The organism is Mesorhizobium sp. M1027 (assembly GCF_040318745.1).
Classification (GTDB): domain Bacteria; phylum Pseudomonadota; class Alphaproteobacteria; order Rhizobiales; family Rhizobiaceae; genus Mesorhizobium.
The window spans coordinates 127,189-154,114 of the sequence record NZ_JAMYMW010000010.1; the positions used below are offsets into that span (position 1 = coordinate 127,189).

General features: G+C 62.0%; 31 protein-coding genes. 12 read left to right on the forward strand and 19 right to left on the reverse strand.

Annotation, left to right across the window (positions count from 1 at the left end; genetic code table 11):
* Positions 1–17: 17 nt before the first annotated feature.
* The gene (locus NKH50_RS20285; RefSeq protein ID WP_352880683.1) at positions 18–1,595 is read left to right on the forward strand and encodes an alkaline phosphatase family protein; all 1,578 of its coding nucleotides are present in this window, start codon (positions 18–20) and stop codon (positions 1,593–1,595) included.
* Between the two features lie 51 nt (positions 1,596–1,646).
* Here the strand turns inward: NKH50_RS20285 and NKH50_RS20290 are convergent, their stop codons facing one another.
* Positions 1,647–3,005, reverse strand: a complete 1,359-nt coding sequence (locus NKH50_RS20290) for a PRC-barrel domain-containing protein (protein WP_352880685.1) — start codon at positions 3,003–3,005, stop codon at positions 1,647–1,649.
* 254 nt (positions 3,006–3,259) lie between these two features.
* Between NKH50_RS20290 and NKH50_RS20295 the strand changes: the two genes are divergently transcribed.
* Positions 3,260–4,180: a diacylglycerol/lipid kinase family protein gene (locus tag NKH50_RS20295; protein WP_352880687.1), complete on the forward strand. Its 921-nt coding sequence runs from the start codon at positions 3,260–3,262 to the stop codon at positions 4,178–4,180.
* 59 nt (positions 4,181–4,239) lie between these two features.
* Here NKH50_RS20295 and NKH50_RS20300 read toward each other — a convergent pair whose 3' ends face one another.
* Positions 4,240–4,413, reverse strand: a complete 174-nt coding sequence (locus NKH50_RS20300; RefSeq protein WP_352880689.1) for a hypothetical protein — start codon at positions 4,411–4,413, stop codon at positions 4,240–4,242.
* A 143-nt stretch (positions 4,414–4,556) separates the two neighbouring features.
* Here NKH50_RS20300 and NKH50_RS20305 point away from each other — a divergent pair, with 143 nt between their 5' ends.
* Positions 4,557–6,083 carry a sensor histidine kinase gene (locus tag NKH50_RS20305; RefSeq protein WP_352505032.1) on the forward strand — a complete coding sequence of 509 codons (1,527 nt, stop codon included), beginning with the start codon at positions 4,557–4,559 and terminating at the stop codon, positions 6,081–6,083.
* Positions 6,084–6,139: 56 nt separating this feature from the next.
* On the opposite strand, the gene NKH50_RS20310 is transcribed toward NKH50_RS20305, so the two are convergent.
* Together NKH50_RS20310 and NKH50_RS20315 are read right to left on the reverse strand one after the other, a co-directional pair.
* Positions 6,140–6,619 carry a hypothetical protein gene (locus tag NKH50_RS20310; protein ID WP_352880691.1) on the reverse strand — a complete coding sequence of 160 codons (480 nt, stop codon included), beginning with the start codon at positions 6,617–6,619 and terminating at the stop codon, positions 6,140–6,142.
* Positions 6,620–6,629: 10 nt separating this feature from the next.
* Entirely contained in the window at positions 6,630–6,956 is a 327-nt protein-coding gene (locus tag NKH50_RS20315) for an ElaB/YgaM/YqjD family protein (RefSeq protein ID WP_352880693.1), read from the reverse strand.
* Between the two features lie 283 nt (positions 6,957–7,239).
* Here NKH50_RS20315 and NKH50_RS20320 point away from each other — a divergent pair, with 283 nt between their 5' ends.
* A complete protein-coding gene (locus NKH50_RS20320; RefSeq protein WP_502896068.1) occupies positions 7,240–7,560 on the forward strand; it encodes a response regulator in 321 nt (106 codons plus the stop codon).
* Between the two features lie 29 nt (positions 7,561–7,589).
* Here the strand turns inward: NKH50_RS20320 and NKH50_RS20325 are convergent, their stop codons facing one another.
* Together NKH50_RS20325 and NKH50_RS20330 are read right to left on the reverse strand one after the other, a co-directional pair.
* Positions 7,590–8,141 carry a sigma-70 family RNA polymerase sigma factor gene (locus NKH50_RS20325; protein ID WP_023678544.1) on the reverse strand — a complete coding sequence of 184 codons (552 nt, stop codon included), beginning with the start codon at positions 8,139–8,141 and terminating at the stop codon, positions 7,590–7,592.
* Positions 8,142–8,144: 3 nt separating this feature from the next.
* Positions 8,145–8,348, reverse strand: a complete 204-nt coding sequence (locus NKH50_RS20330) for a NepR family anti-sigma factor (RefSeq protein WP_023678543.1) — start codon at positions 8,346–8,348, stop codon at positions 8,145–8,147.
* Positions 8,349–8,562: 214 nt separating this feature from the next.
* On the opposite strand from NKH50_RS20330, the gene NKH50_RS20335 reads away from it, so the two are divergent.
* A complete protein-coding gene (locus NKH50_RS20335) occupies positions 8,563–9,357 on the forward strand; it encodes a response regulator (RefSeq protein WP_352476204.1) in 795 nt (264 codons plus the stop codon).
* A gap of 238 nt (positions 9,358–9,595) precedes the next feature.
* Positions 9,596–9,760 carry a DUF1328 domain-containing protein gene (locus NKH50_RS20340; protein ID WP_023678541.1) on the forward strand — a complete coding sequence of 55 codons (165 nt, stop codon included), beginning with the start codon at positions 9,596–9,598 and terminating at the stop codon, positions 9,758–9,760.
* On the opposite strand, the gene NKH50_RS20345 is transcribed toward NKH50_RS20340, so the two are convergent.
* Positions 9,747–10,046, reverse strand: coding sequence for a hypothetical protein (locus NKH50_RS20345; protein WP_352880778.1), 300 nt, complete (start codon positions 10,044–10,046; stop codon positions 9,747–9,749). The two genes, NKH50_RS20340 and NKH50_RS20345, sit on opposite strands and share 14 nt — an antisense overlap.
* Between NKH50_RS20345 and NKH50_RS20350 the strand changes: the two genes are divergently transcribed.
* The 3 genes from NKH50_RS20350 (at position 9,951) to NKH50_RS20360 (ending at position 11,869) form a co-directional block, all read left to right on the forward strand.
* A complete protein-coding gene (locus tag NKH50_RS20350) occupies positions 9,951–10,976 on the forward strand; it encodes a sensor histidine kinase (RefSeq protein WP_352880696.1) in 1,026 nt (341 codons plus the stop codon). The genes NKH50_RS20345 and NKH50_RS20350 overlap by 96 nt on opposite strands.
* Positions 10,977–11,106: 130 nt before the next feature.
* Positions 11,107–11,277 carry a hypothetical protein gene (locus NKH50_RS20355; RefSeq protein WP_352476202.1) on the forward strand — a complete coding sequence of 57 codons (171 nt, stop codon included), beginning with the start codon at positions 11,107–11,109 and terminating at the stop codon, positions 11,275–11,277.
* A 346-nt stretch (positions 11,278–11,623) separates the two neighbouring features.
* Complete coding sequence (locus tag NKH50_RS20360; protein ID WP_006328050.1) at positions 11,624–11,869, forward strand: YMGG-like glycine zipper-containing protein; 246 nt, start codon at positions 11,624–11,626, stop codon at positions 11,867–11,869.
* A 99-nt stretch (positions 11,870–11,968) separates the two neighbouring features.
* Here NKH50_RS20360 and NKH50_RS20365 read toward each other — a convergent pair whose 3' ends face one another.
* The 4 genes from NKH50_RS20365 to xylF form a co-directional block, all read right to left on the reverse strand.
* Positions 11,969–13,591 carry a CHASE domain-containing protein gene (locus NKH50_RS20365; RefSeq protein WP_352880698.1) on the reverse strand — a complete coding sequence of 541 codons (1,623 nt, stop codon included), beginning with the start codon at positions 13,589–13,591 and terminating at the stop codon, positions 11,969–11,971.
* A 129-nt stretch (positions 13,592–13,720) separates the two neighbouring features.
* Positions 13,721–14,521 carry an ATP-binding cassette domain-containing protein gene (locus tag NKH50_RS20370; RefSeq protein ID WP_254816576.1) on the reverse strand — a complete coding sequence of 267 codons (801 nt, stop codon included), beginning with the start codon at positions 14,519–14,521 and terminating at the stop codon, positions 13,721–13,723.
* 15 nt (positions 14,522–14,536) lie between these two features.
* Positions 14,537–15,901, reverse strand: a complete 1,365-nt coding sequence (locus NKH50_RS20375) for a sugar ABC transporter permease (protein ID WP_352476199.1) — start codon at positions 15,899–15,901, stop codon at positions 14,537–14,539.
* A gap of 144 nt (positions 15,902–16,045) precedes the next feature.
* Complete coding sequence (gene xylF, locus NKH50_RS20380; protein ID WP_352880700.1) at positions 16,046–17,086, reverse strand: D-xylose ABC transporter substrate-binding protein; 1,041 nt, start codon at positions 17,084–17,086, stop codon at positions 16,046–16,048.
* Between the two features lie 284 nt (positions 17,087–17,370).
* Here xylF and NKH50_RS20385 point away from each other — a divergent pair, with 284 nt between their 5' ends.
* The gene (locus tag NKH50_RS20385) at positions 17,371–18,615 is read left to right on the forward strand and encodes an ROK family protein (RefSeq protein ID WP_352704329.1); all 1,245 of its coding nucleotides are present in this window, start codon (positions 17,371–17,373) and stop codon (positions 18,613–18,615) included.
* Positions 18,616–18,624: 9 nt separating this feature from the next.
* On the opposite strand, the gene phoB is transcribed toward NKH50_RS20385, so the two are convergent.
* The 6 genes from phoB to pstS are packed head-to-tail and all read right to left on the reverse strand — an operon-like array spanning position 18,625 to position 23,833.
* Complete coding sequence (gene phoB, locus NKH50_RS20390; protein WP_031212149.1) at positions 18,625–19,314, reverse strand: phosphate regulon transcriptional regulator PhoB; 690 nt, start codon at positions 19,312–19,314, stop codon at positions 18,625–18,627.
* Between the two features lie 16 nt (positions 19,315–19,330).
* A complete protein-coding gene (gene phoU / locus NKH50_RS20395; protein WP_254816572.1) occupies positions 19,331–20,038 on the reverse strand; it encodes a phosphate signaling complex protein PhoU in 708 nt (235 codons plus the stop codon).
* A 32-nt stretch (positions 20,039–20,070) separates the two neighbouring features.
* The gene (gene pstB / locus NKH50_RS20400) at positions 20,071–20,874 is read right to left on the reverse strand and encodes a phosphate ABC transporter ATP-binding protein PstB (RefSeq protein ID WP_254816571.1); all 804 of its coding nucleotides are present in this window, start codon (positions 20,872–20,874) and stop codon (positions 20,071–20,073) included.
* Positions 20,871–21,722: a phosphate ABC transporter permease PstA gene (pstA, locus tag NKH50_RS20405; RefSeq protein WP_023720929.1), complete on the reverse strand. Its 852-nt coding sequence runs from the start codon at positions 21,720–21,722 to the stop codon at positions 20,871–20,873. The genes pstB and pstA overlap by 4 nt, the downstream gene beginning before the upstream one ends.
* A gap of 3 nt (positions 21,723–21,725) precedes the next feature.
* Complete coding sequence (pstC, locus tag NKH50_RS20410) at positions 21,726–22,715, reverse strand: phosphate ABC transporter permease subunit PstC (RefSeq protein ID WP_254816570.1); 990 nt, start codon at positions 22,713–22,715, stop codon at positions 21,726–21,728.
* Positions 22,716–22,774: 59 nt separating this feature from the next.
* Positions 22,775–23,833 (reverse strand): phosphate ABC transporter substrate-binding protein PstS, encoded by a 1,059-nt coding sequence (pstS, locus tag NKH50_RS20415; protein ID WP_352505022.1) that lies wholly within the window; start codon positions 23,831–23,833, stop codon positions 22,775–22,777.
* Between the two features lie 653 nt (positions 23,834–24,486).
* On the opposite strand from pstS, the gene NKH50_RS20420 reads away from it, so the two are divergent.
* Entirely contained in the window at positions 24,487–24,840 is a 354-nt protein-coding gene (locus NKH50_RS20420) for a hypothetical protein (RefSeq protein ID WP_254816568.1), read from the forward strand.
* A gap of 84 nt (positions 24,841–24,924) precedes the next feature.
* On the opposite strand, the gene NKH50_RS20425 is transcribed toward NKH50_RS20420, so the two are convergent.
* Entirely contained in the window at positions 24,925–25,896 is a 972-nt protein-coding gene (locus tag NKH50_RS20425) for a DUF2865 domain-containing protein (RefSeq protein ID WP_352880704.1), read from the reverse strand.
* A 326-nt stretch (positions 25,897–26,222) separates the two neighbouring features.
* Between NKH50_RS20425 and NKH50_RS20430 the strand changes: the two genes are divergently transcribed.
* Positions 26,223–26,438 (forward strand): hypothetical protein, encoded by a 216-nt coding sequence (locus NKH50_RS20430; protein WP_254816566.1) that lies wholly within the window; start codon positions 26,223–26,225, stop codon positions 26,436–26,438.
* A 34-nt stretch (positions 26,439–26,472) separates the two neighbouring features.
* Here NKH50_RS20430 and tolA read toward each other — a convergent pair whose 3' ends face one another.
* Entirely contained in the window at positions 26,473–26,859 is a 387-nt protein-coding gene (gene tolA, locus NKH50_RS20435; RefSeq protein ID WP_352704433.1) for a cell envelope integrity protein TolA, read from the reverse strand.
* Between the last annotated feature and the right edge of the window lie 67 nt (positions 26,860–26,926).

Genomic DNA, 26,926 nt, shown 5'->3' on the forward strand with positions numbered 1-26,926 from the left:
CGACGCATGTAGCCAGCATGAGGATACAGCGGTTGAGTGGAAAACGCCCCAACATTCTCCTGATCACCTGCGACCAATGGCGCGGCGGCTGTCTGTCAGCTGCTGGGCACAAGGTGGTAAGGACGCCGAATGCCGACGCGCTGGCTGCCGGGGGCGTTTTGTTCCGGAAGCACTATGGCGGCGCCGCACCTTGCTCGCCGGCGCGCGCCTGCCTCTACACCGGCCTCTATCAGATGAACAATCGTGTCTGCCGCAACGGCACACCGCTCGACGCCCGCCACGGCAACATAGCGCTCTGGGCGCGCGCCCTCGGCTACGATCCGACGCTGTTCGGTTATACCGACACCGCGCGCGACCCGCGCACGCTGGCGCCTGGCGACCCGCAGCTGAAGAGTTATGAAGGCGTGCTGCCGGGCTTTACCGTGCGCCAGCTTCTGCCCGAGCACCAGAGGCCCTGGCTGTCATGGCTCAAGGCGCGCGGCGTCGATGCCGGCGCCGGCTCCCCCGACATCCACCGCCCGGCGGGCGAAATCCTGGAAAACGACGGCGAGATCAGCAACGCCCCGCCAGCCTTTTCGAAGGACGAGACGCCGTCGGCCTTCCTGGCTGGCGAATTCATCCGCTGGCTCGGCGAGCAGGAGCACGATGCGCCGTGGTTCGCGCACCTTTCCTTCATCAGCCCCCATCCGCCCTTCATCGTGCCGGCGCCTTACAACACCATGTACGATCCGGCCGTCGGCCCAGCTTTTGACCGCGCCGAAAGCTGGCAGGCCGAAGCAGCAAGCCACCCCTATCTCGCCTATGAATTAGACCGGCAGGAACGGTCGAAATTCCGCCCCGGCTCGGAGGGTAAGGTGCGCGACTGGAGCGACGATAGTTTTCGGCGCATCCGGGCGCTCTATCACGGCATGATCTCGGAGGTCGACGCGCAGCTTGGCCGTGTCTGGCAAGCGGTCAAGGCGGCCGATGCATGGGACGACACCGTCATCGTGCTGACCTCGGACCACGCCGAGATGATGGGCGATCATTTCATGCTGGGCAAGGGCGGCTTCTTCGACTGCAGCTTCCATATTCCGCTGATCATTCGCGATCCGCGCCGCCGCAAGGCTGCCGGCAGCAGCGTCGACCGCTTCACCGAGGCGGCCGATTTGGCACCGACCTTGCTCGAGCTCACCAGCGGCGAAGTGCTGCCGCATCTCGACGGCCGCTCGCTGGCGCCTTTCCTAGACGCAACGGAGCCGGACGATTGGCGCGATGCGGCACATTGGGAGTTCGATTTCCGCTCGATCGCCGATGGTGATGCAGAACGCTATTTCGGTATCGGTCCGCGTCAGTGCAATCTCGCCGTCATCCGCACGCAAAAGTTCAAATATGTGAATTTCGGGGGCGGCCTGCCGCCCTTGCTCTTCGACCTGGAAAAAGATGCCGGCGAGCTGGCCAACGTCGCTGACGACCCAGCCTATCTACCGGTGCGGTTGGAACTTGCCGAAAGGCTGCTTGCCTGGCGGGCCGAGCATCTCGACCAATCTCTGGCGCTCGCCGAATTGACGGACAATGGCGTTGCCGGCCATGTCGCCGGCTTTCCCTCGATATAAACAAAGCCCGCGCCGTTGCCGGCGCGGGCTTCTCTGTCGACCTGTGTGCTGCTAGCGCATGATCATGCGCTGTTTGTCGCGGTTTTGCGCATAGCTGGCCTTGTCATAGGGGGCCTGCGCTTCGAGCTGCTCCTTGGTGAAGTTCGTGTAGAGATAGCGCTTGCCGTTCTTGTCGGTCATGAATTTCAGGTTGTCCATGCCGACCGCCACCTCCTTCTCGCCGACACCGAGGAACCCGCCAACATCGATAATGACTGCATCGACCTTTTTATCGGCGCCCAGCACGATATCGCCGATCTCGCCGACGTTGACATCGTTGGCGCCGTAAACGGTCGTTCCAACCAGATCCTCGGCCCGGATCTGGCCGATCGGCATTTCAGTCAACGTCGACTTGTCGATCGACCCGGTCTTGGTCTGGTCGGCCGTTGCGGGCGCTGGGGCGTTTTGAGCCGTCTTGCCGGCCTGGTCGGCGTTATTGGTCGTCGCAGTGTTGTTGGCCGACGCGGTGTTGCTGGCCATCACGGTAGGCGTGACGGTAGCAGGCGCATTGGCATCGTTCGAAGCAGTGGATGCTGGCGCCGGATCATAGGCCTTGCGGTTGAAGTCCGGCTGCGCCTGCAGCTCTTCCTTGGTGGTTTGCGCGACCAGCCAGCGATCGCCGTTCCTCTCGGCCCACTGCGCCTTGTCGAAATCATAGGCGACGTTCTTTTCGCCGATGCCGAGGAAGCCGCCGACGCCGATGATCAGTGATTGCGCTTTGGCTTCCTTGTTGATGACGATGTCGTTTACGTCGCCGATGTTTTGGGCGTCGTCGCCGGTGCCGTTATAGACGGTCTCGCCGATGATATTGGTGGCGAGATTGCCTTCGGCGCGCTTCACTGGCTCAGCCGGCGCGGCAGGCGCTGGCGTTGTATTCTGCGCGCTGGTCGAAGCCGAAGGGGCGGCGGGTGCCGCATTATCGGCCGAAGCTGGCGGCGGAGGCGGATCGTAAGGCTTCCGGTCGAAATCCGGCTGAGCCGTCAACTCATCTTTCGTCGTCTGAGCTATCAGCCAGCGGTCGCCGTTCTTTTCTGCCCATTGCATCTTGCCGTAGTCGAAGGCGACATTCTTGGTTCCGATGCCCAGGAATCCGCCGACGCCGATGACGACGGATTTTACCTCGCCGCGCTCGTCGAAGACGATGTCGCTGACGTTGCCGATATTCTGGGCATCGGCGCCGGTGCCGTTATAGACGGATTCGCCGATGATGTTGGTAGCAAGGCTGCCCTCGGCCCGTTGCACCGGAGCGGCTGGAGCGGGGTTCTCTACTGCGGGTGGTTGCGCCGGCGCCGGGGTCGTCGCCGACTGCGCAAAGGCACCCGTCGCAATCAATGTTGCGACTGCTGTCGTGGTTAAAAGGGTGCGGATCATCTTAGTGTCTCCTCGTCGGTGATTTCGTGCACGCCCTGCCCGCTTGGCGTCACTGCGGGCGCAGCGTCTTCTGCATGTTCACAACGTTGTGACCACACTGTTGTTCCGAAAAAAGCCGTGGTGCACCCGGTACGATGTCAATGGTTCTCGGATTCACTGCGCTGGTCGAAAGGAACATTTTCTCGGCCGCGCCGTTCCACTCCCGGCTGGGACCCCGTCCCGGCCGGATAGGTGCTGGAAAAAATGGAACGGCCATGCGGTTTGCAGCGGTGCTGAACAAGGACGGCGGCACCCTGCGCACCATCGATGTTGAGGCCTTCGCCAGTCGGATGCGCAGCACGCTTGAGACTGCCGGCCACTCGATCGATATCGAAATCGTTGCCGGCAAGGATATCGTCGCCACACTGGACGGCGTAGCTTCCAGGCGCGGCATCGACGCCGTGCTGGCCGGCGGCGGCGACGGCACCATTTCGGCCGCGGCAGCCCGTTTGATGAATGGGGAGAAGGCACTGGCAATTCTGCCGGCTGGCACAATGAACCTTTTTGCGCGCGGCCTCGGTATTCCGCAGACCCTCGATGCGGCGCTGAAATCGTTTGCCGACGGCGAGGTGATGGCGATTGACATTGCAACAGCCAACGGCCGGCCTTTCGTGCATCAATTCTCGATCGGCATGCATGCCAGGATGGTGCAACTGCGCCAGAAGATGGAATTCGGCTCGCGGCTGGGGAAGATGCGTGCCTCGGTGCGAGCCGCTTGGGCAACGATCAACAACCCGCCGGCGATGAACGTAACGCTGACGATCGGCGAGGCCGAGATCAAAACCCGGATCACCGGTATCGGCATCACCAACAATCTGTTTGGCGAGGGCCACCTGCCCTATGCCGATGATCCGGCAGGCGGCGTGCTGGGCATCTATGTCACCGTGGCACGGCGGCGCGGCGAATTGATCAGGTTCCTCTTTGACGTCGCCCGTGGGAAATGGCGCGGCAACGAGCATGTCGAAATCCATCAGGCAAACCGCGCCGTTTTGAAAATCCATTCGACGAACAGGAAAGTTCAGGCCGTCATGGACGGTGAACTGGTAAAGCTCGATCGCGAGACGACCGTCGAAATCCATCCGCGCGCGTTGAATGTTCTCGTCCCGGCGCGCGCCGCCGAGGCAAAGGTTGCCTGACGTGGGGTACCGTGATGTGGGGTTGTGTGATGCGAGCTGGCACGAGCGATGGGGAGAACCTAGCCGCTGGGCGTGTTGCTCTGTTCGGTCTTCGGCGTCTCGATCATCCAGCCGTAGATTTCGGCGACGCCCCAGGCGATAAAAGCCAGCAACAGCGCGGCGATCAGGATACGAAGGACATGCTGACCCCGCCGCCCTTGACGGGCTTTGTTTTCAGGAATGGTTTTTGGCATTGTCTGGCTCCATATTTGGCGCCGGCAGGCGTAACTGGCGGGGCGTTGGCTGGTAACGGTCCCCCGCAGCGAAAGTTCCGGCTCTGCAAGGCGGCAAACGGGCCGGTTGGCCTGATCAATCAGAGCCGGCCACTGGGGGCATAGTGGACGACAATAGCCAGAACACGCCGGGCCTGCCGGCCGATATTCGCCGTGTGGTGGGCGCCGCGGACCGTCTTGCCGTGCTGCACGGCCTCGACGCGCTGGACAGGGCTGCCGACCCTGATTTCGATCGCATCGGCGGTCTTGCCGCTTCGGCGATGCAAACGCCTGTCGCACTGATCACGCTGCTCGACGCCGAGCGGCAGTGGTTCAAGTCCTGTATCGGCCTCGACCAGACCGAAACCGCAACCGAGACATCGTTCTGTGCCTATGCCATCGCAGCCGGTAACGTGCCGATGGTGGTGGCCGACGCGGCGGCCGATCCGCGGTTCAAAGCCAATCCGCTGGTCACCGGCGAGCATCATATCCGCTTTTACGCAGGCGTGCCGATCATGATCGACGGCGCGCTGATCGGCACGCTTTGCGTGCTCGACCGGAAGCCGCACGCACATCCCTCCTCTGTCCAGCTCGACCAGTTGTCGGCGCTGGCTGGACTCGCCGCCAGCCTGTTCACGCTGAAGGATGCAACCCGCAGCGCGGCGATCGCCAAGGCCGCGTTGGTTCGAGAGGAAAAGCGGCGCGCTATCGCGCTCGACGCGGCTTCGCTTGCCAGCTGGGCATGGGATATCCGCAGCGACATGATCGACTGCGACGTCCTTTTGCCCGAATTGTTCAACCTGCCGAAGTCGAACAGGCTGAGGGCGCGCGACATCCTGACCGCCATCGACCCGCGCGACGTTCACCAGACCGAAACACGCTTTCGCGACGCGCTGACCGGCAGCGATGACTATTTTGGCGAATACCGTGTCAGAGGCCTCGATCCGCCACGATGGGTCGCAACGCGCGGCCGCGTCATAGAGCGCGACGGCGAGGGCAAGCCGACGCTGATCTTCGGCGTCAATTACGACATCACTGAACGCAAGCTAGGCGACGAACGCCAACGGCTGTTGCTGCGCGAGCTCAATCATCGCGTCAAGAACACGTTGGCAACTGTACAGGCGCTGGCCACGCAGACCGTTCGCCATGCCCGCCAGCCAAGCGAATTCCTCGGCGCCTTCAGCGCCAGGCTGCAGGCACTGGGCGTTGCGCACAGCCTGCTGTCGGACCGCGAGTGGCGCGGCATCGGCATCCGCGAGCTGGTGCAGATCGAGGTAAAGCCGTTCCAAGCCGCCGGACAATCGCGGATGGCGATCTCCGGCGCCGACGTCTTGCTGTCACCCGACCAGGCAGTCGGACTCGGGCTGATCCTGCATGAACTGGCAAGCAACGCACTGCAATACGGGTCGCTCTCGGTTTCTTCCGGAAAGGTCGATCTCGATTGGAAGGTACAAGGCAGGAAGGGTGCGCGGCGTCTGTTGCTGGCCTGGCGCGAAAGCGGCGGACCGCGGGTTGCGCCGCCCGAACGCCATGGCTTCGGCTCGATCCTGATCCGCCGCAGCCTGGCCAAGGTCATTTCCAGCGAGGTGACCCATGAATTCCGGCCGGATGGCGTTGTCGCCGAAATATCGATTCCGCTCGAAGATTTGTGACGCCGGCATTTTGCGACCGGCGCCAGAATCGTTTGCCCCGAACTATCCCCTCCGAACTATTCGCGTTTGCCGGTATCCGGATCATCCGAGCCGCGCTTCACGTTCTCGCGGTAGATGGCGTAGGCAGCGAGTGCTATCGCCGGGCCGAGAATGGCGCCCAACCCGCCCTTCGCCAGGCCACCTTTGCCCTTGAGCAGCGCCGGCAGCACGGCGAGTGCCGCAGTGATGCCGATAGCCTTCATGTCGGCGTTGCGTCGCTTCGCCCGGCGCCTGGCGCGCGAGCCGGCCGACATGCGGTAGGCGAGCAGGATGAGACCGGCGATTGCCAGAAAGCCGATCCCGAAGCTCAGGCAAGCTGCCATCGGCCCATAGCGGGCCGCCGCCCAGATATAGGCCGCCCCGACGAGGAAGCCGAGGCCGCACAGCGCCGCCAGCGCTGCGACCGAATAGACAATCGCAGCGACGCGCACGCGTTGCACCGCCGCAATGGTTTCGCCCGAGGCAAGGCCCGAGATCAGCGATGCAAGCATTCCCATGCGTGCAGAATTAGCGGCGCGCGAGAAGCGCGAAGAGGAATCCGACGCCTGCGGCGATCGCCAGCGAAGTCACCGGTTTTTCGCGCATATGCGCTATCATCTGCGCCTCGATGTCCCTGGCGTTGGTGCGCAAGCTATCGAAAGCTGCCTCGCCTTGGGTTCGCAACTGCTCGACGCCTTCGGCGGCGGCTCGCCGCGCTGCCCCGTAGCCATGTTCGCCAGTTTTGGCCAACAGCTTGGTAAGTTGATCGATGTCGGCCTTCAATTGTGCGATGTCGGCCTCAATATCGGAATTCGTGCGGGCTTCGTTCCCGGCCTTACCTGCGGCAGTCGCCATTGCTTCACTCTCCATGATTTTGCTCGGTCGAAACGCCCGACAGACCCCAAGGTTCCGGCGCGAACCTCTTCTAACCCTATCTCCGGCAGCGCGCGTTGCAAATGCCTTGCATGGGCCGAGGCCGACGCATCCGCGCCGGCACGTCTTTTTTAAATGACAGCATGCCAAATAACGATCATGACTTCCCTCGTTTCACGATACGCATTTAAGGAGATATTGCGGCGTGCGCGCATCACTTGACGGTTTGCGGATTCTTATCCTGGAAGATGAGTTCCTGATTGCCATGGATATCGAGCAGCTTTGCCGCGACTACGGCGCGCTCAATGTGGTCATCGCCCGTGATCTGACTGAGATCGAACAGCAAGACGTTGCCGCGCAGTTCGATGTCGCCATCGTCGACCTCATGCTGAGCGGCGTTTCGACGCTCCAATTTGCTTCGCGGCTGCGTGAAGCGGGCATCCCGTTCGTCTTCGCCTCGGGCTATTCGGATACCGATGAGATCAAGAAATCCTTTCCCGGCGTCAGGCTGGTCACCAAGCCCTATTCGGGAGACGATCTCCTCGAGGCAGTGGCGGCGGCCTGCAGGCGAACGCCTCTCCGCTGAGGCGCGGAGCGGTTCGAACACGCCGCGCCTCACGCAGCCGTCGACCCGGTTACCTGAGCCGAAATTGCGTCCGGGCCATACTCGTCTTCACCGGAGATCTTCAGGATTTCCTGCAGCCGTGTGCGGGCGCGGCTGACGCGGCTCTTGATCGTTCCGACGGCGCAGCCGCAGATCTCGGCCGCTTCCTCGTAGGAGAAGCCGGACGCGCCGATGAGGATAATGGCTTCGCGCTGGTCTTCTGGCAGCAATTCGAGCGCGCCGCGAAAGTCCTCGAGGTCAAGCTGGCCGTGCTGGGCCGGGTGAACGGCAAGCCTGGCCGTCATGACGCCATCGCTGTCCTGCACCTCGCGGCCGCGCTTGCGCATCTGCGAATAGAATTCGTTGCGCAAGATCGTGAACAGCCATGCCTTCAGATTGGTGCCGGGCTGGAAGCTTTCATGCTTGTCCCAGGCCTTGACCAATGTTTCCTGCACCAGGTCGTCGGCCTTGTCGGCGTTTTGCGTCAGCGACACGGCAAAAGCCCGCAGGCTCGGGATCGAGCCGAGCAAGTCGGTCTTGAAGCCCTGGGAGACGGCCGCCATGCCTCAGTCCTTCTTTTGTACAGGTTCGGCCTTTTCCAACTGGCTGAGCAGTTGGGCGAAGCGATCCGGCACATTGTCGGAGACCAGCTCGTCGTAGTATTGTTTGAGTTTGCGGCCGATTTCCGAGTTCGGCCCAAGCGGGTCGCGGGAAGCAGCCCGGCGCCCGTTGCCAACGCCACCCATGGTAGCTTTCGTCATGTTCTTCATTCGCCCTTTTGTCCCAGCCTTAAGCCGCCCTTCAACACATAACGCAAGGCAAGCGGCAGCCTCGTCTGGTTGCCCAACCCGCCGTTAAACGCCAGCCCATATACTTAGTTCCGCATGATCGGAACTTTTTCGCAGAACCTGCGTTTTCACCCTTGGGCCCTGCGAACCGTTTTAGCTGTAACATGCATCACGTCATATGAGGGAGACGTCCAATATGAGCCTATCAGCAACCATCGCTCCGCACCTGCCGTTCCTGCGTCGCTTCTCGCGCGCTGTATCCGGATCGCAGGAGAGCGGCGACGCGCTGGTCGCCGCAATGCTCGAGGCCATCATTGCCGATGTCGACATCTTTCCGAACGCATCGAACGACCGCATCGCGCTCTACAAGGTCTTTGCCAAGCTCTTCACCTCAGTGGCCATTCGCGTTCCGCAGGAGCATGCCCAGTCGGCATGGGAACAGCGTGCCGCGGCCAATCTGAATGCAATTGCGCCTCGTCCCCGCCAAGCCTTTCTGCTGGTCGCGGTTGAAGGCTTCAGCGAAGACGAGGCGGCGGAGATTCTCGACGTCGACGAACAGGAATTCTCCGAACTTCTCGCGCAGGCGAGCAACGAGATCTCCCGCCAGGTGGCAACCGATGTGCTGATCATCGAGGATGAGCCGCTGATCGCCATGGATATCGAGGAAATGGTCGAAAGCCTCGGCCACCGCGTCGTCGGAACGGCGCGCACCCACGCCGAGGCGGTGGCGATGTTCGGCAAGACGCGGCCAAAGATGGTGCTTGCCGATATTCAGCTTGCCGACGGCAGTTCGGGCATCGCGGCCGTCAATGAGATCCTGTCGTCCACCTCGGTGCCGGTGATCTTCATCACCGCCTTTCCCGAGCGCCTGCTCACCGGCGAGCGGCCGGAACCGGCTTTCCTCGTCACCAAGCCGTTCAACCCGGATATGGTCAAGGCTCTTATCAGCCAGGCCCTGTTCTTTGACCGGCACGCGAAAGCCGCGGCATGAACAGCGGGCGGCCGAGTTGCCGCCGCCAGGGTGTGGGATAGCCACTCTTCTTGGACCCGATGGGGCGTGACGCCGGCTTAACATACGCAGCCAACTGCTGCCGAACCTGACGAGGACCTTTTCGCACACATCGCAGCAATTCGGGCCGTAACGATTTTCAGCATCGTCTTTTTCGGGAAATGGTGGAACAAACGGAGGCGAATCACGTTTTCACCGCAGCATTGGAAGGAGATGGATCATGCTTTACTGGGCGCTCGTATTTCTAGTCGTGGCGATCATCGCCGGTGCGCTTGGTTTCGGCGGCATCGCTGGCACTTCGGCCGGCATAGCGCAGATATTGTTCTTCATCTTTCTCGCCTTCCTGATCATATCGCTAATTGCCGGCCTGATCAGACGGGCGTGAATGCCAGCGGCCATTCAAGCGAACACTGGAAGCCGCACCCCTCAAACGGTTTCCAGCCACCGCCGGGCAGTGTCCTCCAACGGGATGCCGCTCGGCGGACCGCTTTTAGGGCTTGATCCGCAGCTCCTCCTTTTGGAACCCATTTTTCCGTGAGCCGTTCAGCCTGACGTGGGTTGAGCAAAATTGACCGATGCGTTCCAGAGTCGGAAAAATGAAAGACCGCGGCCGGAGTGATGAGATCATCGCTTTGCATCCCGGAATGCAGCTTGGCCGGGCCCTTCTCCATGCACTGCACAATACCGGGATTTCCGTTCTATACCAGGATCGCGAGATGAAAACTGTGTGGGCGCGCAACATGCGCGCACCATGGACTTCCGATGCCTCCGACAACAACGGCATCTTGCCACCGGCGCAGGCAGAGCGTATCGGCGCCGCCAAGCACGACGTCATCGTCTCCGGCAATCCTCAACATCTCGAACTCAGCGTGCCGGCCGATGATGGCGCCCGCTGGTTTCAGGTGTGGATCGACGCCGACCGCAGCGACACCGGCGCGGTGCAGGGCGTCGTGACCACCATGGTCGAAACAACCGAGCAGAAACGCCGGGAGCAGACGCTGAAGGCGCTGCTGCGTGAAGTCAGTCATCGCTCCAAGAACCTTTTGGCCATCATCCAGAGCATCGCCACCCAGACAGGCCGTTATTCCGGCAGCATTGACGATTTCCTGACGCGTTTCCGGGGCCGATTGCAGTCGCTGGCCTCCTCGCAGGACCTGGTCACGTCATCCAACTGGCGGGGCGCAGCGCTGCGCGAGCTGGTTTCCGGTCAGGTCGGCAGGTACGGCGCGGACCCCGTACACAGCCTGCGTTTCCGCGGCGCAAATCCATATCTCAACCCCAATGCCGCCTTGCACATCGGCTTGGCCATGCATGAGCTCGCCCTCAATTCGGTCAGCTATGGCGCGCTGTCGCGCAGCGACGGTTTCGTCGAGGTGACGGCGGATCTGACGGCAGCTTCCGCTGGCGAGCCTGCGCTGTCGCTGACATGGGCAGAAGCGATCGGAGCCAATGACAATCAGCGTAGCGAGAAGCGTTTTGGCAGCGTCGCGCTTGAACGCGTCGTACCCACATCGTTGAACGGAACGGCGACACTTGAGATCACCGGGAACCGCCTCGAATACCGCCTTGTCGTTCCTCACGGCAATTTCGAGACGGATTGAACGAGCGGCCGCCGCCGCGAGAAGGCTTCTGCGCATCGCCAACTTTAACCGACTGTTCACCATAAAGTCCGATCCTGTCCCACGTGTCGATCCATCGATTGAGTTTGGCACAAAATGAAAGGAATGGGCCTTGACGGCTGCCGACTTGAACAGACTGGAACAGGCCGCTCGTGTCTCGATGGGCGGTTTTCAGGATCCCGAAGCGTCCGCAGCGCCCGCGCCTCGTGCTTCGCCCCTCCGCTTCGCCGCCGTCGCGCTTATGGCCGCGATCGTCCTGACCGCAGCGTCCCAGTTGATCTGATCGAGTTCGCCTCTGCTTGATCGCTTTGAAACCACTGCCCGAGTACTCGGCCGTGCCCGTTCGCGGTCACCGACCTGCAGGGCCAGGCCCAACATCTCGTCGCCAGATGCCTTGCCGTCGATCCGGAGCTCGAGGGACGACTGTGACAGGATCGTCTGGAACGTGCGTCCCAGCGGCACGCTCGATGCGTCCTTGGAGATTTCCGGGTTCGTGGTAGCATCGAACGGCGCACGCCCCGAAAAAGACTATCTTAATCAACAATGAAATCGTGCGGGCAAAGGCCGTACTTTCATGCTAAATGGCGGCTGGAGCTTATTAAAGTGAGGACAAAAGTGAGGATGACTTCATGCGGAAGATGATTATTGCCATGGTTGCCGTGGTTGCGGTCAGCGGCTGCACCACCACGGAAGAGAACGTGGGTATCGGCACTGTGGGCGGCGCGCTCATTGGTGGCGCTGTCGGCGGCGGCAAGGGCGCTTTGATCGGCGCCGGCGCTGGTGCGATTGGCGGTCTGCTGGTTCGCCGTCTGCAAAATGGCTACTGCCAATACAGAGATCGTCACGGCCGGATTTACACAGCTCGCTGCAACTAGTTTCGAGCTCCAGGCGAACAGCAAACGCGGAGGCAGGCCACCTGTCTCCGCGTTTGCCCTTTCAAAGCGCTGTTGCGACGCAGCCCACAAGATGGCGTTTCAGGCCGGCAGCGGAACCTTGATTTCCACGTTCAAGCCATCTTCGCGAAAATCGCGCCTGATTGTGCCACGCAATTCACGTGTGATGTTGAGATCGATCAGTCTGGTGCCAAAACCGCTCTTTGCCGGTGTCGCGGGCTTCTTCTGACCGGCCTCGCGCCAGTTGAGAGCCAATGTCCGGGCGCCGCTACCTCCTTCGAGCGACCAGTCGACCTTCAGCGCACCGACTGAATTGCCGGCTTCGCCATGTTTCAGCGCGTTAGTCGCCAGTTCGTGAAAGACGAGGCCGAGTGCCTGCGTCGTCTTTTCATCGAGAAGAACCTGCGGTCCCGACAGCAGCCCTTCAGGAAGCTCACTGCCGAACACCTGGCCTAGCTCGATGCGCAGCAGGTCGCCGAGATCGGCTTTCTGCCAGCGTGAGCGCGTCAGCATGTCCTGGGAAGCCGCCATCGCCTGCAGCCGGGCCGAGAAAGAAGCCGAGAATTCCTGGACGTCGGTGGTGTGCGATGCTGTCTGGCGCGCGATTGCCAGCACCCGCGTGATCGAGTTCTTGATGCGATGCTTCATCTCCTGCAGCATCAGGTCTTTTTCCAGCAGGCTCTTTTCGGTCGTTTCGTGAAGCAGCGAGACCGCCTCATAGGCCCGCTCCTGATAGCGGGCCACCAGCGCGATGGCGCCCGCAAGCAGCAGTCCGAACAATCCGAGCATCACCGGGATGGCGCGCGAGGAAGGTTGCGAGAAAGCACTTGTCGGCCTGAACAGGACGACCCACGGCCGGCCGGCGACGGTGATCTTGCGGGTGACCAGCAGCCTGTCGCCGAGGCTCGAAACAGGCGGCGTTTCCGATTGGAACAGCAGGTTGTCGCTGTCCACCGTGCCGTCATAGATCTCGGTGTTAACCGGCAGCAATGGTGCCCGACTGAGCGCAGCCTGGAACAGGTCACGGGCGCGGAAGGCCGCATAAAGGAGGCCGGCAGTCGAGGATCTCGTCGCGTTCACGGCGTCCGGCGCGGTTTCGACATTGAGCCGGACGAAGACGAGGAACCCGGTAAAGGTCTGCGCGGCACCCGTATCCTTGCCGAGCTGCACGAGCCCGCTGGCGTGCTGCTGGTCGTCGGCCATCGCCTTTTCGATCGCCTCGCGCCGCGCCGGCCCGGTGAACATGTCGTAGCCGATGCTGGATTTGTTGGACGGATCCAGCGGTTCGAACAGCACGATGGGCGTACGCCACGGTAAGTTCGTGTCGGGGTAGATCGGGTGGCTTGCGCCGTGATCGTGCAGGATGTCGCGCTCGACCGCCGCCTCGTTGCCAGTTTTCGCCAGGCGGAGGAAACCGATGCCGCGCAGACCGGCGAAATTATTGTCGATGTCGAGCGCGTTGAAGAAAGCCTTGAACTCGCCTTGCGAGATACCGCCATTGCGCGCGTCGAACAGCGCTCGCGTTGCGCGCAGCAGCGACAGGTCCAGGTCGATGCGGCTTTCGATCCGGTTAAGCGCGTCGTCCGCCGTCGCCTCGAATTTAATGCGGGCCGCCTCCTGGGTGGCAAAATAGGCAAAGCCCGCCATCGTCAGGCTGATCAGCGCGACGGCGATAAAAGCGACGGTCGGAAACAGCTTCTTCAATTGCAGATACGTCCCGTGGACGGTTCGGCATCTTTATGGGCAAGTCCCGACGCCAACACAATGCCCAGGCCAAAGCATGGTGACGACTGGCACATTTTGGCGGCTTGTGATTAGCCGGCTAATTCTCGTTCATGCGGCGATCTTCAGCGCGCCCGGCCCCGGAATGGCGCCGGGTGGGCACTTGCCGAGGATGATCATACCGAGCACTTCGTCCTGGGTGACGTCGGTTGTGCGCGCCGTGCCGACAACCCGACCGTTCTTCATGACGCAGACACGGTCGGCAAGCTCGAACACGTCGTGAATATCATGGCTGATCAGGAAGATGCCGATGCCGTCGGCCTTGAGCTGCTTGACCAGTTCGCCGACCTGCGCCGTCTCTTGCGGCCCAAGTGCCGCCGTCGGCTCGTCCATGATCAGGATGCGAGCATTGAACAGGATGGCGCGGGCGATCGCCACCGACTGCCGCTGGCCGCCCGACAGCTTTACCACCGGCTCCTTGAAGCGTTGGAAACGCGGATTGAGCCTGCCCATCACCTTGCGCGCCTCGGCCTCCATGGCGACGTCGTCGAGCGTACCCCAGCCGGTCATCAGCTCGCGGCCGAGAAAAAGGTTGGCGGCCGCATCGACATTGTCGGCCAGCGCAAGCGTCTGATAGATCGTCTCGATGCCGTACTTCTTGGCGTCGCGGGGGTTGGAGATCGAAGCCTCCTCGCCGTTGACGAAAATCTGGCCCGCATCGCGCTTATAGGCGCCGGACAGGATTTTTATCAACGTCGATTTGCCGGCACCGTTGTGGCCGAGCAAAGCCATCACCTCGCCCGGGAAAAGATCGACCGAGGCATCGTCGACGGCGCGAATGCCGCCGAAGGCGATCGAGATGTTGCGCATGTCGATCAGCGGCGTGCCCGTGGGAGCGGTCTTGTCGGCCATGATCGTTCCTCCTCCCTAAACGCGTTTGCGATAGACGGTATCGAGCCAGACCGCGAGCACCAGCACGGCGCCGACGACGATGCTCTGCAGCGGTGAATCGATGCCGAGCAGCACCATGCCGGATTGCAGCGACTGCATCAAAAGTGCGCCGAGCATGGCGCCGAGCACCGTGCCGGAGCCGCCTGCAAGTGACGTGCCGCCGATGACCGCGGCGGCGATGACCAGCAGTTCGTCTAGCGTGCCCAGCGCATTGGTCGACGAGTTCTGCCTGGCTGACGAGATCGCCGCGGCGATCGTCGCCAGCACGCCCATGATCATGAACACCTTCATGGTCACCCAACGCGTGTTGATACCGGCAAGGTTGGCGGCTTCCGGATTGCCGCCGATGGCGAAGACATAGCGGCCGAAACGGGTACGCTTGGTGATGAAGGTCATGATCAGCCCGACGGCCACAGCCATCAGCACGGGTATGGCGATGCCATGGGCGATGAACAGCCCGCCTTCGGGAACTGTTATATTGTTGGCCGCCGCGTATCTGTTCACGATGCCGACCGGCCAAGGATAGGAATTGGCGAGCCATATGGCGCCCATGATGACAGCGCAGGTGAGGACACCGAGGAACGTCTCGGCCCAGATCGGGCGCAACGGAAAGCGGAACCGCTTGCGCTGCACCCGTCCGTTGAGCAGCATGAACACAACCGCCAGGCACGCGATAATTCCGACGATCCAGCTCCATCGCGCGCCGATCGAACCCGCCGGCCCACCGCCCATCAGCTGGAACGTGGCATCAAGCGGCGCAATCGTCTGACCGCTGGCGACCCACCATGCGGCACCCCGCCAGACCAGAAGGCCGCCCAGCGTCACGATGAAGGCCGGCACCTCGAGATAAGCGATGATATATCCCTGGAACGCTCCGATAAGAAGACCGAGCGCCAGGCCAATGGCCAGCGCCAGGATCCAGATCCAGGGGTTGCCGAGTTGCAGACCGATCATTCGCACCAAGAAATGCACCTGCGCAAAGCCCATGACCACGCCGATCAGGCCTTCGGCGGAACCGACCGACAGGTCGATATTGCGCATGACGATAACCAGCACCATTCCGGCGGCCATTATGGCCACGGCGGAAGTCTGCACCGAGAGGTTCCAGAGATTGCGTGGCGTCAGGAAGGTCCGGCTGTCGAAGTCGAACGGATTGACGCCGAGCCGTACGCTGGAAACGACATGCAGCCCGATCCAGATGACCAACAGCGCGCCGACCATGCCGAGCATGCGGGTGTCGATCTCGGTTGCCTTGAGAAACCGGGCAACGATGCCGAGCTCGGATTCCCGCGCCCGGTCCGCCGTGCTGTCGACCGGCGTGTTGGAAGTCGTGTCGGTCATCATGTTTCTCCCGCCGGGTTGCCGTCTGCCGCGGATGCCGGAAGCAGCCTAGAAATTATCCGCCGGAAGCGGAAAAACAATTCTTTTTGAAAAAAACGCCGCGGCATTACAGCCGCGGCGTTCTCTACGCTTGGAAACGACGGATCAGTTGCAGACCGCAACAGTGCCAGCCGCCACGCCGGCGCAGACCTCTTCTTTCTTGATCCAGCCGGCGTCGATGACGACGTTGAGGTTATCCTTGGTGATGGCGACCGGAGTCAGGAACAGCGACTTGACCGTGTTGCCGCCGGGCGTGGTGAAATCCTTCACGCCGGCAATGTCGGTCATCTGCTTGCCGTCGGCAAGCTGCGAGGCGATCTCGGCGGCGTTCTTGCCGAGCTCGCGCGCGTCCTTCCACACCGACACGGTCTGTGTGCCAAGCGCGATGCGGTTCAGCGCGGCGTGGTCGCCGTCCTGGCCCGAGACCGGAACCGATCCGGCCAACCCTTGTGCTGTCAGCGCGGCGACGACGCCACCGGCGGTGCCGTCATTGGCCGCGACCACGGCATCGACCTTGTTGTCGTTGGCGGTCAGGAACTGTTCCATGTTCTTCTGAGCGTTGGCCGGCAGCCAGCCGTCCGTATAGGCCTCGCCGACATTCTTGATCTTGCCGCTGTCGATGGCCTCCTTCAGCACCTCCATCGAACCGGCAAACAGGAAATCGGCATTCGGATCGGAACCCGAACCCTTGATGAAGACGTAGTTGCCTTCCGGCTTCACCTTGAAGACTTCGCGGGCCTGCATGCGGCCGACCTCCTTGTTGTCGAAGGTCAGATAGAACACGTCCTTGTTCTCGATCAGCCGGTCATAGCCGACGACCGGGATGCCTTCGTCCAGTGCCTTCTGCACGGCCGGCCCGATGGCCGAGGCATCCTGTGCGAGGATGATCAGCGCATTGGCACCCTGCGAGATCAGGCTCTCGACGTCGGTGAGTTGCTTGCCGGGGTTGGACTGTGCGTCGGCGGAAATATACTTGTCGCCGGCGGCCTCGATGGCCGCCTTCATTGCGGCCTCGTCGGTCTTCCAGCGCTCTTCCTGGAAGTTCGACCAGGAAACGCCGATGAGCTTGTCTTTCGCCTGCGCCACCGACGCCAGCGCCAGCGTCATGGCGACACCCGCCAGAATGGCGGCCGTGAATTTCTTCATCATATCCTCCCTGCGCCGCGTACGGCGTGACCAATTGCTCAACGACCAGCTTAGAAGCTCTAATTTTTTCGAGCCTCGAAAAAATACTGGCCCGATCTCCGGCTGCTGTCAACATCGATTCTGATGGATTTTGATGACTGTGCGAGTTTTTTCGAGCGTCGGAATAAACGATGACAGCGCCACCTGCATCTGACACTATTTGCCGCATCCGACACTATTTGTCGGACATTACCGACGGCTTCCGGTTCATGAGCGGCCGCGGCAACCGGGAGGAAAGCAAAACGATGTCGGTCGGAATCCGCCATGACGATTTGCGCCGGCGCAACCGGGCGATGGTGATCTCGGCGGTGCGCCGGGCCGGCCAGCCATCGCGTACGGAGATCGCAGCCACCACCGGCCTCAGTCATTCAACCATATCGGCGATCTCCTCCGACCTGATACGGGAAGGCATCCTCGCCGAGAGCAAGGCAAGTGAGCCCGTTTCGTTGAAACGCGGTCGTCCACAGGTCGGCCTCGCCCTCAACCCGGAAGCGGCGGCGGTGCTGACTGTGGTGTTGTCGCTGAATTTCCTGTCGGCCGCCATTATCGACTATGCGGGACAGGTGGTCGCCGAGGAACAGCGCCGGCTGGACACGCTGACCATGCCGCGCGACGAGCTGATCCGCGAATGCATGGCCATCGTCCGGCGCCGGCTTGAGGACCCAGACCTTGACGTCCGCAGTGTCGCCCGCATCGCCCTGGCGATTCAGGGCATTACCGACTCCCCTGCACGCGCCATGCTGTGGTCGCCGATCACGCCGCAGACCGACATCGCCTTTGCCGACATGCTGGAGGACGAATTCGGCATCCCGGCCACGGTGGAGAACGACTGCAATATGATGGCGGTGGCTTTGCGCTGGCGCAATCCGGATCGCTATCGCGACGACTTCATCGCCATCCTGCTTTCGCATGGCATCGGTATGGGGCTTGTGCTGAAGGGCGAACTGTTCACCGGGACGCATTCCTCGGGCGGCGAATTTGGCCACATGATCCATCGTCCGGGCGGAGCGCTCTGCCGTTGCGGGCGGCGCGGCTGCATCGAAGCCTATGCCGGCAACTATGCCATCTGGCGCAACGCCAGGCAGATGAGCGAAGACAGCGAACCGGTCGCCGACGTCGGCGACGCCGACATGCGCGCGCTGGCCGCCCGCGCGCGCGAGAAGGATGGGCCGGAACGCGAGGCCTACCGCAAGGCCGGCGAAGCGCTGGGTTTCGGTCTCGGCTCGCTGTTCGCGCTGATCGATCCGGCACCGGTCGCGATGGTCGGCGCCAGTGCCGCCGCCTTCGATCTGATCGAGCCGGCCTTGCGCAAGGCCATCGCCCAGACCGCCGGCGGCCAGCACTCGGGCTCGATCTCCTTCGATACCGAGCCGAACGAATTGCCGCTGATCCGCGAAGGCTGCGCGATGCGGGCGTTAAGCTTCGTCGACCAGGAGATTTTCGCGCCGGGCGCGCAAATGAGGCCCGGCGTCAGAAAGAACGTCGCCTGACCAGGCGGGTCAATCTTCCCTGATCGCATAGCCGGCACCGCGGATGGTGCGGATGACATCCGGCATGCGGCCGTTATTGACGGCTTTGCGCAGCCGCCCGACATGCACGTCGACGGTGCGTTCGTCGATATAGATCGTCTCGCCCCAGACATTATCGAGCAACTGGCTACGCGAGAAGACGCGGCCCGGATGCCGCATCATGAACTCGAGCAACCGGAATTCGGTCGGCCCGAGCCGGATCTCGCTCTTCTTGCGATAGACCCTGTGCGATTCGCGATCGAGCACGATGTCGCCGACCTTCAGCACGCTGGACAGCACTTCCGGCTTGGCGCGCCGCAGCAGCGCCTTGACCCTGGCCATGAATTCCGGTGTCGAAAACGGTTTGACAAGATAGTCGTCGGCGCCGGTCGAAAGACCGCGCACCCGGTCGCTCTCCTCGCCGCGCGCGGTCAGCATGATGATCGGCAGCCGCTCGGTTTCGGGGCGCACGCGCAACCGGCGGCAGAGCTCGATGCCGGAAACCGCCGGTATCATCCAGTCGAGCACCAGAAGGTCGGGCACATTCTCCTGCAAACGGATCTCGGCTTCGTCGCCGCGTGTCACCACCTCGACCTGGTAGCCTTCGGATTCGAGATTGTAGCGGAGCAGCACGCCCAACGGCTCCTCGTCCTCCACCACCATTATGCGTGGTGCGATCATCGGCTGGGCACCCCCATCATGTCACCGGCGCGGACATTGTCGTTTCGTCCTGCTTCGGACGGTTGACCGGCAATTGCTCGCCGGTCAGCACATAATACGCATTTTCGGCGATGTTGGTGACATGGTCGCCGATCCGCTCCAGATTCTTGGCGCAGAACAGCAGATGCGTGCAAGCGGTGATGTTGCGCGGATCCTCCATCATGTAGGTCAACAGCTCGCGGAACACCGACGTGTATTTGACGTCGATGCGCTCGTCGGCGGCACGCAGCTTGGCCAACGCGGCCGCATCGCCTGCAGCATACTCCTCGATGACGCCCTGCACCTGGATGAGCACCAGCTGCGCCATCGCATCGATGGAATGCGATAGGTCGCGCGGCGTGACGCTGAGGCCGACCGCGCTCACACGCTTGGCGATATTCTTGGCAAGGTCGCCGATGCGTTCGAGGTCGCCCGCCATGCGGATCGCTCCGACGACATGGCGCAGATCGTGAGCCATTGGCTGGCGCTTGGCGATCAGGGTGATGGCGCGGTCGTCCAGTTCGCGTTGACGCGCGTCCATGATGGCGTCGTCAGAGACGACGCGTTGCGCCAGCACGTTGTCGGAATTCAACAGGGCCTTGGTCGCCCCGCCGACCATCGAACCGGCGAGGTCGGCCATGTCGCGGATCAGCTTGCTGATCTGCTCGAGATCCTCGTCGAAAGAAGCGACTGTGTGTTCGCCCATGGTCCTGTCCTCATATGCATGATCGGAACGGCTCAGCCGAAGCGGCCAGTGATGTAGTCCTGCGTGCGCTTCTCGCGGGGCGACGTGAATATCTTCTCGGTCCGGTCGAACTCGACCAGTTCACCCAGATACATGAAGGCGGTCTGGCGCGACACGCGCGCCGCTTGCTGCATGTTGTGGGTGACGATGACGATCGTGTAGTCGGCTTGCAGCTCGTCGATCAGTTCCTCGATCTTGGCCGTCGACAGCGGGTCGAGGGCCGAAGCCGGTTCGTCGAGCAGAATGACTTCCGGCTTCACTGCCACGGTGCGGGCAATGCAGAGCCGCTGCTGCTGGCCGCCGGACAGGCTCAAGCCGCTGGCGTTTAGCTTGTCCTTGACCTCGCTCCACAGCGCGGCCCGCTTCAACGCTTGCTCGACGCGGCCGTCCATCTCGGACTTGCCGAGATTCTCGTAGAGCCTGACGCCGAAGGCTATGTTCTCGTAGATCGACATCGGGAACGGCGTCGGCTTCTGGAATACCATGCCGATCTTTGTCCTGAGGAGGTTGAGATCCTGCGACCGGTCGAGAATGTTCTTGCCGTCGAGCAGCACCTGGCCCTCGGCGGTCTGTTTCGGGTAGAGCTCGTAGATGCGGTTGAAGACGCGCAGCAGCGTCGATTTCCCGCAACCCGAAGGGCCGATGAAGGCCGTGACGCTGCGCTCGGGCAGCGACAGGCTGATGTCCTTCAGCGCCTTGCTCTGGCCGTAGTAGAAGTTGAGGTTCTTGACCTCGATCTTCGTCTTCTCGGTGACCGTTTCGGTCATCGTCATGTCCGGAGACAACATCTGTGTCATCTGTCCTCTCTGCGTCCGGTAAGGCTGCGGGCGAGGATGCTCAAGCCCAGAACCGTCAGGGTGATTATGAGTGCGCCGGTCCACGCCAGTTGCTGCCATTCCTCGTAAGGGCTGAGAGCGAACTGGAAGATGGTCACCGGCAGGCTGGCCATCGGCGCGTTGATATTGCTGCTCCAGAACTGGTTGTTGAGCGCGGTGAAGAGCAGCGGCGCCGTCTCGCCGGAAATGCGTGCTATCGCCAGCAATATGCCGGTGACGATGCCGGACAATGCGGCGCGGTAGGCGACCGAACGGATCACCACCCAGCGCGGCGCGCCGATCGCGGCACCGGCTTCACGCAACGCGTTCGGCACCAGGTTGAGCATGTCTTCAGTGGTGCGCACGACCACCGGAATGACCAGGATGGCAAGCGCCACGGCGCCGGCAATGGCCGAGAAATGTCCCATTGGCCGCACCATCAATTCATAGACGAACAAGCCGATGATGATCGACGGCGCCGACAACAGGATGTCGTTGATGAAGCGGACGACGGTGGTGATGCGCGAAAAGCGTCCATACTCGGCCATGTAGGTTCCCGCCAGCACGCCGATCGGCGTGCCGACGACAACGGCGATGATCGTCATCAGCAGGCTGCCCGCGATGGCATTGAGCAGGCCGCCGGCCTCGCCCGGTGGTGGCGTCATCTCGGTGAAGACCGCGAACGAAAGCCCGGCTGTGCCCTTATAGACCAACGCACCGAGGATGAGCGCCAGCCAGGCAAGCCCGATGCCGGCGGCGACGACGCAAAGCGCCATCATCACCGAATTCCTGGCTTTGCGGCGGCTGTGGAGCGATGAGGATGTCGACATCGGTCAGGCTCCCGTACGGGCGTCGATCCGCATCAGCATATAGCGGGCGGCGGCAAGGATCAGGAAGGTGATGACGAACAGGATCAGGCCGAGCGCGACCAGCGAGGAGGTGTAGAGGTCGCCGTCGGCCTCGGTAAATTCATTGGCGATGGTCGCCGAAATCGTCGTGCCCGGTGCGAACAGGGAGGCACTGATGCGATGCGCGTTGCCGATGACGAAAGTCACCGCCATGGTTTCGCCGAGTGCCCGGCCGAGGCCAAGCATGACGCCGCCCATGATGCCGATGCGGGTATAGGGAATGACCACGCGCCGGGTCACTTCCCAGGTCGTGCAACCGATGCCGTAGGCCGATTCCTTCAGCACCGCCGGCACCGTATCGAAGACATCCTTGGTGATCGAGGTGATGAAGGGCAACACCATTATGGCGAGGATCAGCGCCGAGGTCAGAAGGCCGATGCCGTAAGGAGGGCCGGCGAAAAGGCTGGATAGTCCCGGCACGCCGTGGAAGATGTTGATGATGAAGGGCTGTATCGTCGTCTGCAGGAATGGCGCGAACACGAACAGGCCCCAGATACCATAGATGATCGAGGGAATGCCGGCCAATAGCTCGACCGCTATGCCGATCGGGCGCCTGAGCGGGCGCGGGCAGAGCTCGGTGAGAAAGATCGCAATGCCGATGCCGATCGGAACCGCGATCAGGATGGCGATGGCCGCCGTTACCAGGGTGCCGTAGATCGGCGCCAGTGCGCCAAATTTTTCCGTGACCGGATTCCAGCTCTCAGTCGTCAGGAAAGAAAAGCCGAAGGACGACAGCGCCTGCCATGAGCCGGCAAACAGCGAGATCGCGACACCGCCGAGGATGACCAGCACAAGGATTGCGGAAGCGCGGGTGAGTCCGCGAAATATGGCATCTGTGAGCGCGAAGCGCCGCACCGTAGCGTCCCTGGCCCGGGCTGCTGCAGATGATGGCATGGCATCGGAAGCGATGGTCATTGGGTCCTCGCGATTAAAGGCAACAGGGAGGGCGCCGTCGACGCCCTCCCTGGAGGAGATTACATAGCCGAGTAGAGCGGCTTGCCATCGTCGCCGACGACTTCCTTGGCCCACATGGCCTTGACGCTCTCAACCACCTTGTCGGGCATCGGAACGTAGTCCAGCTCGCCGGCCATCTCGTCGCCCTTGTCATACGCCCAGGCGAAGAATTTGAGCGCTTCGCCGGTGGTCGCGGCGTCGTCCGGCTTCTTATACAGGAGGATCCACGTCGCCGCCGTCATCGGCCAGGACTCGGCGCCCGGCTCATTGGCGAGGATCACCCCATAGCCCGGCTGCGAGCTCCAGTCGGCATTGGCCGCTGCCGCCGAGAACGCGGCTGCGGTGGGCTCGACCTTCTTGCCGTCCTTGTTGATCATGTCGGTGTGGGTGAGCTTGTTCTGCTTGGCGTAGGCGTATTCGACATAACCGATCGCGCCGCCGGTCTGGGAGACGTTGTTGGCAACGCCCTCATTGCCTTTGGCGCCGATGCCGACCGGCCATTCCACGGCCTTGTCGACGCCAACCTTTTCTTTCCAGTCCGCGCTGACGTCGCCGAGGTAATAGGTGAAGTTGAACGTCGTGCCCGAACCATCGGAACGGTGAACGACCGCGATCGCTTGCGAAGGCAGCTTGACGTCGGGATTGAGCTTCTTGATCGCCTCGTCATCCCAGCTCGTGATCTTGCCGAGGAAGATGTCGGCCAGCGTCGGGCCGTCGAGAACCAACTCGCCCGGCTTGATGCCTTCGAGATTGACGACCGGAACGATGCCGCCCATCACCATCGGGAACTGAGCCAGTCCGGACGCTTCAAGCTCGTCGCCCTTGAGCGGCGCATCCGAAGCGCCGAAGGTAACGGTCTTGGCCTTGATCTGCTTGATACCGCCGCCGGAACCGATCGACTGGTAGTTGAGGCCAACGCCGGTGTCTTTCTTGTAGGTGTCGGCCCACTTCGCATAGATCGGGTAGGGGAAGGTGGCGCCGGCGCCGGAGATGTCCGCGGCGAGCGCGGCGGACAGAGTGAGGGTGGTCGTCGCCGCCATTGCAATCGCAACGGCCGCCGAGCGGATGAAATGTCTCATGTGGCCTGCTCCTGTTCGGAATATGGTCTCTCGGCGCCATTCCTCCGGCGCCCGCTGAGGCCAATAGCCCCCGATTATTACAGTCGCATGACAGTTTCATGTCGCTCCGGTAACGTCGTCCAGCCGGGTTAAGAAGGAGCGGCCGCGGGCTTTGTCGGCATGGGCCGCGGTTTGCCGCTGGAATCAGCAGCTTGCGTGATTTCCGGCCGGCATCGTCGGCTCGGCGATCGCAGCCACCGGCTTTAAAAGAAAAAAACCGGACGGGAGCGCGTTGCATGCAGCCAGAACGTGTCATGGCCGCGCCATCGCCGAAACAGGTCCGTTGGGGTAAATCTGACCCTGTTTCTTGCCGGCGGTCGCTGCTCCCGCCCGTAACTGGAGGAGCGGAACTTCGAACATCCCATTGTCGCCACTGAGCGCGGCTTTGGTATGGTGCGATCGCACCATGGCCTTACGCTGGAAGCGTTGACGAATCGCAAGTTTCTAACTCGCGCTGGATCCCCATTCGCGCCCGACTCGGCGCTCGATCTTCGAGCAAGGCCTTCGACGGGAAGCGCGACGACTTCTACTTCACGGTATCTACTCCCTTCGCCCTATTCCGCCGGTTGTCGGTTAGGCCGAAGCGGCGTTATAAGCTTGCAGGGGTATTGCTGATGTCTCGACGGATTCTGCCTGTCTTCCTGTGCCTGGCGCTGCCTCTGGGAAGCGGCTGCGCTCGCAGCTATGACGGCACCGTGATCATTCCCAAGCCGCTCGATGTTCGCCGGTTCTGGGACCGTCCTTCGCCGCAGGCGCAAGCCGAACAGTCGCAACTGGAGACCGACGTCTTTCCAGTGGCGCCGCAAACGACGAAAAGGCCGGCGATGCGCAGGAATGCAGCTTCCGTTGCAGCGCCACGGAGGAGGGCCACCAACAACCCACCCGTGCTGTCGCCGGAGCCGACGAAGGCGCTAACTTGCAGGAACGTCAGCGAGCCCGGCAAACGTGCCCGCATGGTCTGCGAATAACCAGCCGACGTCGGTCGACGGCCCTACGCCTCGAAGCGGCTATCCGGTCAAAAGTTCGCCGTCTCGGAACATCGCCCGCCTAGGTCAGTTCGCCGGGAAAAAGGCCGGCCCGACCACTCTCACCGGCCGCGCGCCGATCGCCCTTTCGATCGACTGATGCTGGGCAGCGCCTTGCACCTCGGCAACCGGCGTTTTTGCCTCTGCAGGAACGGCACCGGCGGTTTCGATCCCGGATTCAGGAATTTCCGCGACGATGCCAAAATCCGGCTTTGCCGTCGGCAAAGGAATGATGGCGTTGGTCATGTTGGCCGGTGTCACGGTTCGTGCCCTGAGTTCGGCGACGCGCCGATAATAGCGCTTGACGTCGCAGGCCTTGAAGTTCGCGTCGTCGCGGTACCGGAACGCGGCAGGTAGCTCCACATAGGGTTTTCCCGACTGGAGCGCGACCATCTCTTCAGTCTCGCGAGTGGCGTCGCTCAGCGTGTAGAGGTCGACGCCGGCATCGTCGCAGATATAGCGGCACTGATCGACCGTTTCCTTCAGATCGTCGCTCTTGGCGAACTGCGATCTTGGCGCGGGGAAGAAATATCCGTCCGACAAGCGAACGCAAAACAGCATCCGATTGCCGCCCATTGTTGCGCCTGCGAATTGGGGTTTGGGTGCTGTGCGCTGCTGCGCCGGCTGTTTCTTGGCAGCGGGGGCGGCGCAGCCCAGCGCGACAAACCTGGCCTTCAATCCGGACGTGTCCCTGCCCGAATTCGACAGTCTGGCGATCTGGCGTTGCACCTCCGCCTTGCTGGCGACCAGGTCGGCGCAGGGGTTGAAGAAGAAGCCGGCCGTTTTTGCCGTGCATCGGCGTTGTCTCTCCAGCTTTTGAAGCGCGGCGAGTTGCCGGCGCAGTCGGGCAAGCTCGGGGCTGGTCCCGCCGCTGCGCCCCGCCGAAAACAATTGGCTCCTGATAGCACCGCAGCTATCCGCGTAGGAGAAGGATGTCCCGAGCGCAATGGCTATTGCCGACACCAGCATCAGAATCGTGAGGAACCAGAAGCGTGTCATTGGAACGACCATTGTCCTTGTTGCACCGAGAACAGGATTTCTTTGTCGACTATGGATAAGTGCTGGCTAAATCAGTTATACCTAATTGAAGTAGACCACAACACCATCGGAGACTTCAGTTCTAGTGTAGTAAATCCACTCGCGTGAATTCAATATTACATTTTTATTTCAAGATTGAGACGAACCGGCAGCAACGACGCCCGCCACGGCGAAATTTGAAGCGCGCGGCTGGTTCCGCACCGCGATCAATCCGGCGTTGCCGGCCGGCCGTTGCTGAAACCTTAGCCCCAGGTTCGGCGTTGAGCGGCCAAAGGAGGAGACCGAAGATGTCGATCCACTTCACTGTCGCGGGGCTGACCAGGAATCTGTTCCATTCACTTGGGCTGGACCATGAACGCGCACCAAGGCCACTCGATCACGAGCAGAGGCTTTTGCTGGAGTGCTATCTCGCCGGCCAGATTCCGGAATCGGCCTGGAGCGACTATGTCTTCGAGATGCCGGAACTGGCGCGACATGTCGAGGCCAGACGAAGCCGCCACTAGATCCCGAAAAGTGGAATCCGGTTTTTGGAAAAGATCAAGGCGAAGCCTTCACTCGCGGTGCAGCCTGTTCTTGTTTGGGCGAGTTGAATTGCAGAGTGAACACCTTGCCCGGGATGCCTTGAGCCAGCGCCGGTGAAAAGCTCAACGGCAGGCAATGGTCCACGGCCGCGACCGCCGCGTCGACAAAAGCTTGGCGCGCCTTCTCCTCGCCGGCGACGCGGATGGCGGTCGGCTTGGGCCGGCCGATCAGCGTGCCATCGCGCCTGAAGCTGAAGCTCAGGGTGACGGTGGAATTCCCGGCATTCGCCGGAGGGGTCCAGCACGCCTGGATGGCAGCCCCGACCTCGGGCATGGTGTTGAGCGTCGCTGCATTCGATTGACCGGTTGCGCCCACCAGCATGGCGCCTGCAATCACGATCATTCCAGCAATGCTTTTCATGGCAGGGCCTCTGTCCTTGAACCGCCCTCGAGGACGGGACGAACTTCGA